Annotated in this window: 6 protein-coding genes; 1 reads left to right on the top strand and 5 read right to left on the bottom strand. The window is 37.0% G+C overall.

Annotated elements, in window-relative coordinates; genetic code table 11:
* Positions 1–170 precede the first annotated feature (170 nt).
* From HHH54_RS10690 to HHH54_RS10675, 4 genes are all read right to left on the bottom strand, one after another.
* A complete protein-coding gene (locus tag HHH54_RS10690; RefSeq protein ID WP_198618783.1) occupies positions 171–1,391 on the bottom strand; it encodes a restriction endonuclease subunit S in 1,221 nt (406 codons plus the stop codon).
* Positions 1,384–2,940, bottom strand: coding sequence for a type I restriction-modification system subunit M (locus tag HHH54_RS10685; RefSeq protein ID WP_198618782.1), 1,557 nt, complete (start codon positions 2,938–2,940; stop codon positions 1,384–1,386). Before HHH54_RS10685 ends, HHH54_RS10690 begins: the two co-directional genes overlap by 8 nt.
* Entirely contained in the window at positions 2,927–3,514 is a 588-nt protein-coding gene (locus tag HHH54_RS10680; RefSeq protein ID WP_232796327.1) for a restriction endonuclease subunit S domain-containing protein, read from the bottom strand. Before HHH54_RS10680 ends, HHH54_RS10685 begins: the two co-directional genes overlap by 14 nt.
* Before the next feature lie 92 nt (positions 3,515–3,606).
* The gene (locus tag HHH54_RS10675; RefSeq protein WP_198618780.1) at positions 3,607–6,390 is read right to left on the bottom strand and encodes a type I restriction endonuclease subunit R; all 2,784 of its coding nucleotides are present in this window, start codon (positions 6,388–6,390) and stop codon (positions 3,607–3,609) included.
* A 252-nt stretch (positions 6,391–6,642) separates the two neighbouring features.
* Here HHH54_RS10675 and HHH54_RS10670 point away from each other — a divergent pair, with 252 nt between their 5' ends.
* Positions 6,643–7,539, top strand: coding sequence for a fructose bisphosphate aldolase (locus HHH54_RS10670; RefSeq protein WP_198618779.1), 897 nt, complete (start codon positions 6,643–6,645; stop codon positions 7,537–7,539).
* A gap of 64 nt (positions 7,540–7,603) precedes the next feature.
* Here HHH54_RS10670 and HHH54_RS11585 read toward each other — a convergent pair whose 3' ends face one another.
* Positions 7,604–7,690: an IS3 family transposase gene (locus HHH54_RS11585; RefSeq protein WP_432813794.1), complete on the bottom strand. Its 87-nt coding sequence runs from the start codon at positions 7,688–7,690 to the stop codon at positions 7,604–7,606.
* Positions 7,691–7,693 lie beyond the last annotated feature (3 nt).

Below are 7,693 nucleotides of genomic sequence, written 5' to 3'. Positions count from 1 at the left end.
CTTATTATAAGTGAGGGCTTTATTTTTTTGAAACAATATGTGTAAATTATATAAAGAACCCCGCTAAAATCCAATTTGGAATCTTAGCGGGGTTCTTTTGGAGCTGTATTTATGTCCCAGCCCCTTTTTTATTCAAATTATCTTCCTTATCTGCATTACACTCACAAAGATTACACAAACATCTTTTGTAGTAAACCTTGTTTATGTTGTTTAAGTAACTCTACCTTAGAAGATTGCGTTTCGATTAATTTGTCTAATACATTAAAAAATTTAGCTATTTGCTTTTGTTCTTCAATAACTGGTAGATCAATATTGAAATTTAATAAAGTGTCTTCATGTATTCGCTTACTCCCTGTTCCCGCTGAAAAAGCTTCTTTTCTTCTGTAATATTCTTCCCTAGAAATAAAGTTAATAAAATAATCATTAATTATTTTATTATCGTCTAAATTTAATGCTGGAACGTCACCAGAACTATAAAAATTATCTAAGTATTCTGGTACAATACCAAAAGCACCATTAAAAAAGTTTTGTTTTCCATAGATGAACTGCCCTGAAAATCTTTTATAATACACTGTTGAACCCATTTTTAACGCTCTATTAGTATTCGCTTTACTAACACCTTTTCCATTTAATTTAACAGTTAGCAATTGCGATTTTTTTATATTCTCATCTGTTTTTAAATCCTTAGGCTTGCTCATAAAATAACTAAACTTTCTTTCTTCCCACTCCGGATACTCATTACCATTTTCATCTTTAAATCTTAATTCTTGTGAAAATATCTTTTGCATATAGCCTTTCTTTTGTTGCACTAATAAGGCTAACTTTTGTTCCTCTAATTCAATCAAACGATCTAACTTAGAAAAGAAATCCCCAATCTTTTCTTGTTCATTATAAGAAGGAATAAAAATCGAAAGCTTAGAATATTCATTACTATTGATTCCTGGTTGTCCCGAACGAACTGACATTATTTTGACCCAATATTTATAAAAACTAGTCAATGTATATTGATATATGAATTGTGCAGAAAAATCACTTTTAATTTTAAACTTAATCAAAAAACCAGCAAAATAATACTTCAGACTACTATCAAATGTGTTATGAATATAACTTTTACCTGTACTCGCCCCCGTTCTAGCTAATAAAATATCATTTTTTTCTAATAAATATTTATCATCAATAAAATCAGGTGAGGTATAGGTATTTAAAAGTTTTCTGTTATCTTCATCTATATCAGTAATACGTACATAAACGTTTTTTTTATCATATTCTTTTGCAGAAGCCCCTATGCCGTACATTACTTCCTTACTTATATCCCCCAATTTCTTTTCTTCCCACTCACCTTCAAATTCTGGGAAGCGGAGTTCTGGTATGTTTGGTTTTGTGTTAGGCATCGTTCAACACTCCTAGTTGTTTTAAGTAGTCGTTGATTTCGTTTTCGACTTGGGCGATTTCTTGGTCGATGGCTTTGAGTTCTTGTTGGACTTGGTTGAGGTCGATGGGTTCTTCTTCTTCAAAGGTATCGACGTATCTTGGGATGTTGAGGTTGTAGTCGTTGTCTTTGATTTCTTCGAGTGTTGCGTTGTAGCTGAATTTATCAATGGTTTCACGGTTACGGTATGTGTTGACGATTTTATCGACGTCTTCGTCTGATAGGTGGTTTTGGTTTTTGCCTTTTTCAAATGATTGTGATGCGTCGATAAAGAGTACCGTGTCGTCTGCTTGACGGTATTTTTTAAAGACGATGATACTTGTTGGGATACTTGTTCCGAAGAAAAGGTTTGCGGGTAGTCCAATTACGGCGTCTAAATAGTTCTTTTCTTCAATTAAGTATCGACGGATTTGTCCTTCTGCTGCGCCACGGAATAAAACACCATGTGGTAACACAACTGCCATTGTACCGTTATCGTCTAAGTGGTAAATCATATGCTGGATAAAGGCAAAGTCTGCTTTCGATTTTGGTGCGAGTTTTCCGTAGTTACTGAATCGTTCGTCTTCCATAAAGGCTGGGTTGGCGCTCCATTTCGCACTGTATGGAGGGTTTGCGACGACCGCTTCAAATTTCTCATTTGTAACTGCTGGGTCTTCTAATGTGTCTCCGTTCTCGATTGTAAAGCGTTGGTATCCTACATCGTGTAACAACATATTCATGCGGGCTAAGTTAAATGTCGTGTTGTTGTATTCTTGACCGTAATAATGACGGACATTTGCTTCACGACCGACGCGTAATAAGAGTGATCCAGAACCGCATGTTGGGTCATAGACACTTTTTAAGTCTTGACGGTCTGTTGTGACGATTTTGGCAAGAATTTTAGAGACTTGTTGTGGGGTATAGAATTCACCTGCTTTTTTCCCAGCGTTAGCCGCAAATTGCCCGATTAAATATTCATACGCGTCTCCTAACATATCAATTTCAATATCACTATGTACAAACGGTAGTGCACTGATATTCATCATGACTTTCGCAATTAATTTTGTACGTGCTTCGTTCGTATTACCGAGACGTGTTGAGTTTAAATCCATATCCGCAAATAAATGGTTAAAGTCATCTTCACTGTCTTCCCCACGTGTCGATTCTTCAATATGGTTGACCGCACGATGTAAATCTTCAATTTCGAATGTTTGGTTTTCAATCTTGCGAATCAAATGGCTAAACAGTTCATGTGGTTCTACAACGAAACCTATCGATTGGATTAACTCCTCATGAATGCCTTCACGATACTCTTCATCTTCCCATGCTTCGGCATAAGAGATGTTATCTTCTTTCAGTAGCTCATTCACTTCTTGTTCAGTTTTTTCGGATAAGAAGCGATAGAAAATCAATCCTAAAATATAGTTTCGAAATTCGCTTGCGTCCATGTTTCCACGCAAGTCATTAGCGATACTCCATAACTTCTTTTGGAGTTCCGCTTGTTGTTGACGTTGTTTTTCAGTTGTTGACATGTTGTAAATCCTCCCTAAATAATTGTGTGGCTAGAAAGCGTTGGTATATATGATTTTTCTTAGCGTATAAATAGCGTTGGCGATTTCGACAAACCGCAATCTTACCGATCAGTTGTTGTGTTTTGAGTGACGGGGGTACAAGGGATACTTGTTTCAAATGACTTAATGTCAGTTTTTTAACGAGCGTACCGCCTTGCCTGAATTGATTCAGTTGTGCCCGTGCTGCGTGTGATGCGTTAAACCAATATACGACATAATCAGCGTCGAGTTGCGTGGTATCAATGGTGATGAGTGTATAGTTGTATGGTAGTAAACTTCCTGCGTGTTGTGCACTGACTCTTGCACATTCACTCGTCATCATGTTCATCACAATATCTCCCGCTTCCACAATTTTCCCTTGATGGTCTGGTGAAAGTTGGAGGTATTTCGGCGCGTGTTCCGTCTCTTGATAGACCCCTTGATCTGCTAGCATCATGACATGATCGTATATTGGAACCGAGATACTGCGGTCGGTAGTGTCTCTTTCAAGACGGTTCAACAATGACCCATTGGTGTACGTGACGTAAGCGGTCATCGCATTCACCTCTTTGTATTTTATTTTTACTACAATTTTAACTATACAGTAAAAACTCTTGTAGTAAAGTGAAATACAAGAGTTTTTTAATATTATTCAACGTAGCTATATTTTTCAGCCGTATCGCCAATAAATTGTATTGTGAGATCGGTTTTTTTCTTACGTTCTATAAATGGACCAGATATATTTTGTCGCACTTCTTTACGATCGATGTTACCACTATACTCAAATTCGTTCACGAGCTTATGAATCAATTGAATTGACATATCGTAGTCTTGTGCGAATTGATCGATTTCTTTCTCTTTTTCTTCAGATTCATAGTCATAATATGCCTCATTAATATCTGCGTCTGCCTTAAGTGATGGGACAACGTCATCAATGAACTTGCGAATTAAGTCGGATTTCAAACGTAATTGAGGGTCATCCGCTTTGTCCAAGAGTTGATGGATTTGACGGCGTTGCTTGTCGCGTTCTTGTTGATCTGATAAATCAATTTGAGCGATTAAGTCTAAAATATATTTCACGTTAATTAAGTCATTGCGCATAAGCTCAATTTTAAAGTCGATATCATCTAAAATAGATACGCCTTCTTTAGACTGTGGGCGACGTTTAACTTTTTCATAGATATTTGAGTATTTGCCTTGATAGTCCTCATACGTTTGTTCAGAAATCCCTAAATCATCGAATGTAAATGCATCAAAACTTTTCATTTTGACGAGTGTTTGGGCTAATGCACGGAACGTCTCGACGAACCTTTTTTGATCTTCTTCAGATTCTAGTTTATCGACATCTAACGGGGTCGGTGCTAATGGGTACAGCATGTCTAATATTGATTTAAATTCATCTAAATATGCCTCGTACGATAAACTTAAAACGGTATCGGTATTATCTGTTTGTGAGAAGATTTCAATCGCTTCATCTGTTCGATATTTCAAATCACGATAACACACGATGTTGCCGTAAGGTTTCGTCTCCTTTTCAACACGGTTCGTGCGTGAATAGGCTTGAATTAAATCATGATATTTTAAGTTCCGATCGACGTATAACGTATTTAACTTTTTACTGTCGAATCCCGTTAAGAACATATCAACGACGATTAATATATCAATCTTTTCACCCGGAATAACTGCTTTCATACGTTTCGACACGTCTGCGAAATAGCCTTCGAAATTATACGTATCGTAACGTGTGCCATAAATATGATTATAATCTGTCATGATACGGTCCAATGCTTCACGGGCATATTCGTGATGCTCGTCTTCTTTCGTATCTTCATTCGGTTGAAATGAAAAAATCGTCGTAATGTTTAAGTCGTGTGCTCCCGCTGCTTTTAATTTTTGAAACGCATCATAATACGCGATCGCAGTCTGAATGCTTGGTACGGTAAACATCGTTGTATATTGTTTTTGATGTGTTTTTTTCGAATAATTCGAACTGATATGGCGTGCAACCAGTTCTAATCGTTCTGGATCATGCCATACTTCTGATTCATTAATATCATCCACATAATCGTCGTCTTCAATGTTTGGCTTGGCATCAAATGTTCGATGATACTCTACCGAAAAGCCAAGGACGTTACCATCACGAATCGCGTCTTTAATTAAATAATAATGTAAACATTTATCAAAAATGTCTGCTGTTGCGCGACCGTCTTGACTTTTATTGACTTCAAATCGAGGTGTGCCGGTAAATCCGAAATATTGTGCGTTTTTAAAATGTTGACGTATTAAACGGTGCATATTTCCAAATTGTGTACGGTGACATTCGTCAATAATGAAAATCACTTTATCTTCTTTATAGCGATCCATGCCCGAGTGTCCTGATTTAATCGCATTCGCCATCTTTTGAATCGTCGTCACAATCATCGGCTGCGCACGGTCGCCGAGTTGTGTTAATAATTTATGCGTATTATCCGTTAAATCGACAGAACCGTCTTGGAACTTATTAAATTCCGCTAAGGTTTGACTGTCTAAGTCTTTACGGTCCACGAGGAAGATGACTTTTTGAATACTTTCTTCTTGTGACAGTAATTGACTCGCTTTAAATGACGTCAACGTTTTACCACTACCTGTTGTGTGCCAAATGTATCCATTATTATTCGTTTCAAGCGCGCGCTTTAAAATAGCCTCCACTGCATACACTTGGTACGGTCGCAGTGCCATCAATGTCTCGTCTGTTTCATTGACGATCATGTAGCGACTGATCATTTTAGCCAAATGACACGGCTCTAAAAAGTCATTAATAAAGTCTTTCAGATAGTTGATGCGTTCATTATGTTCATCTGTCCAGTAAAACATGAGCGAACTTCTCAGTGGTTGGTCACTGTTCGCGAAATAGCGCGTTTCCATTTTATTACTCACTACAAATAACTGAAGATAACGGAAAAGCCCTGTAAAGTTTTGACGTCGGTAACGCTCCACTTGTTTAAACGCTTCAGAAATCGCTACACCACTGCGCTTTAATTCAATTTGTGTAACGGGTAAGCCGTTCATTAAAATCGTCACATCATAGCGACTTTTATATTTATCTTTAACACTAATTTGATTCGTCACTTGGAATGTATTGTGCGACCATTTACGCGTATTCATGAGCTCAATGTAGACAATCGACTCATCATCACGGCGTAATACGTAACGATCGCGTAACTGCATCGCACTATCAAACACTTTCTTACCATTAATATCTGTCAACAAGCGTTGAAACTCACTGTCTGTCAAAGGCTTGCCGTTGAGCTTTTCTTTATGACGCGCATTGAGAATCGCTCTAAAGTTGTCATAAAGCTGTTCAACATTATGGATATTGACACGTTCATATCCAAGTTGTGTTAATTGTTGCAAGACCTCATTTTCGAGTGCAAACTCACTTTGATAAGCCATCTTAATTCCCCTCTTACTCTCTATATCATCATCTATTAATACTAAATTTAGTTTTTAAAACGTTTACAATATTAATATAGCACAGGATACTCTACGATTCCTTTAAAATTTGCATAATATTGGATGAATTTGTTAAAAATTGAAGTTTATCGTATTTTTTAGCGCTTCATGTATCCCGTTTGAATTATTTGAATGCCCTTTCTTTTTTCGGCATACTAGACGTGTAGTTTAAAAGAAATGAGGAGTGAAATTATGAATCAAGAGCAATTTGATAAGATTAAAAACGGCAAAGGTTTTATTGCAGCGTTAGATCAAAGTGGTGGCAGTACTCCTAAAGCGTTACGTGGTTATGGTATTGAAGAGGATCAATATCAAAATGACGATGAAATGTTTCAACTTGTTCATGATATGCGTACGCGCATTGTCTCATCACCTGCATTTACATCAGATAAAGTCATCGGTGCGATTCTTTTCGAACAAACAATGGAACGTCAAGTTGAAGGGAAAAATACTGGCGAATATTTAGCGGATAAAGGTATTGTACCGTTCTTAAAAATCGACAAAGGCTTAGCTGAACAACAAAATGGTGTTCAACTGATGAAACCTATTCCAGATTTAGAAGAAGTGTTAGTGCGTGCACATGAACACAAAATCTTCGGTACGAAAATGCGCTCATTTATTCTTGAAAACAACAAACAAGGTATCGATGACATCGTCGAACAACAATTTGACGTCGCAAAACAAATTGTGACACGTGATTTAGTACCAATCATCGAACCTGAAGTGCATATTGACGCTGAAAACAAAGCAGACATTGAAGCGTATTTAACAGACGTCATTAAATCACACTTAGATACGTTAAAAGAAGATCAATATGTGATGTTAAAATTAACAATCCCAACGAACAAAAACCAATTCGAACCACTGATCAATCATCCAAACGTCGTGCGCGTTGTCGCATTATCAGGGGGCTACAGCCGTGAATACGCAAATGAAGTATTAAAAACAAACAGCGGCTTAATCGCAAGCTTCTCACGTGCGTTAATCAATGACTTACGTGTGAGCCAATCAGATGAAGAGTTCGACAAAATCTTAGCTGAGTCTATCGATTCAATCTATGATGCATCTGTGAATAAAGTACAAGACTAGTTACTATAAAAAGCGAGGGCATGCGTGATGTAGTGAACCCAAAAAGTTGAACTTTTTGATTAAGCTATTTTCCTAAGGCAAGATTTCTGTATTCAACAGGAGTCTTGCCTTTTAAATTTACTTTTCTTCTTACGTTATTATAGTAATTGATATA

It is taken from the genome of Staphylococcus canis (assembly GCF_016238445.1).
Classification (GTDB): Bacteria; Bacillota; Bacilli; order Staphylococcales; family Staphylococcaceae; genus Staphylococcus; species Staphylococcus canis.
The sequence above is the reverse complement of the archived record's forward strand: the minus strand, read 5'-3'. Positions and strand labels throughout refer to the sequence as shown.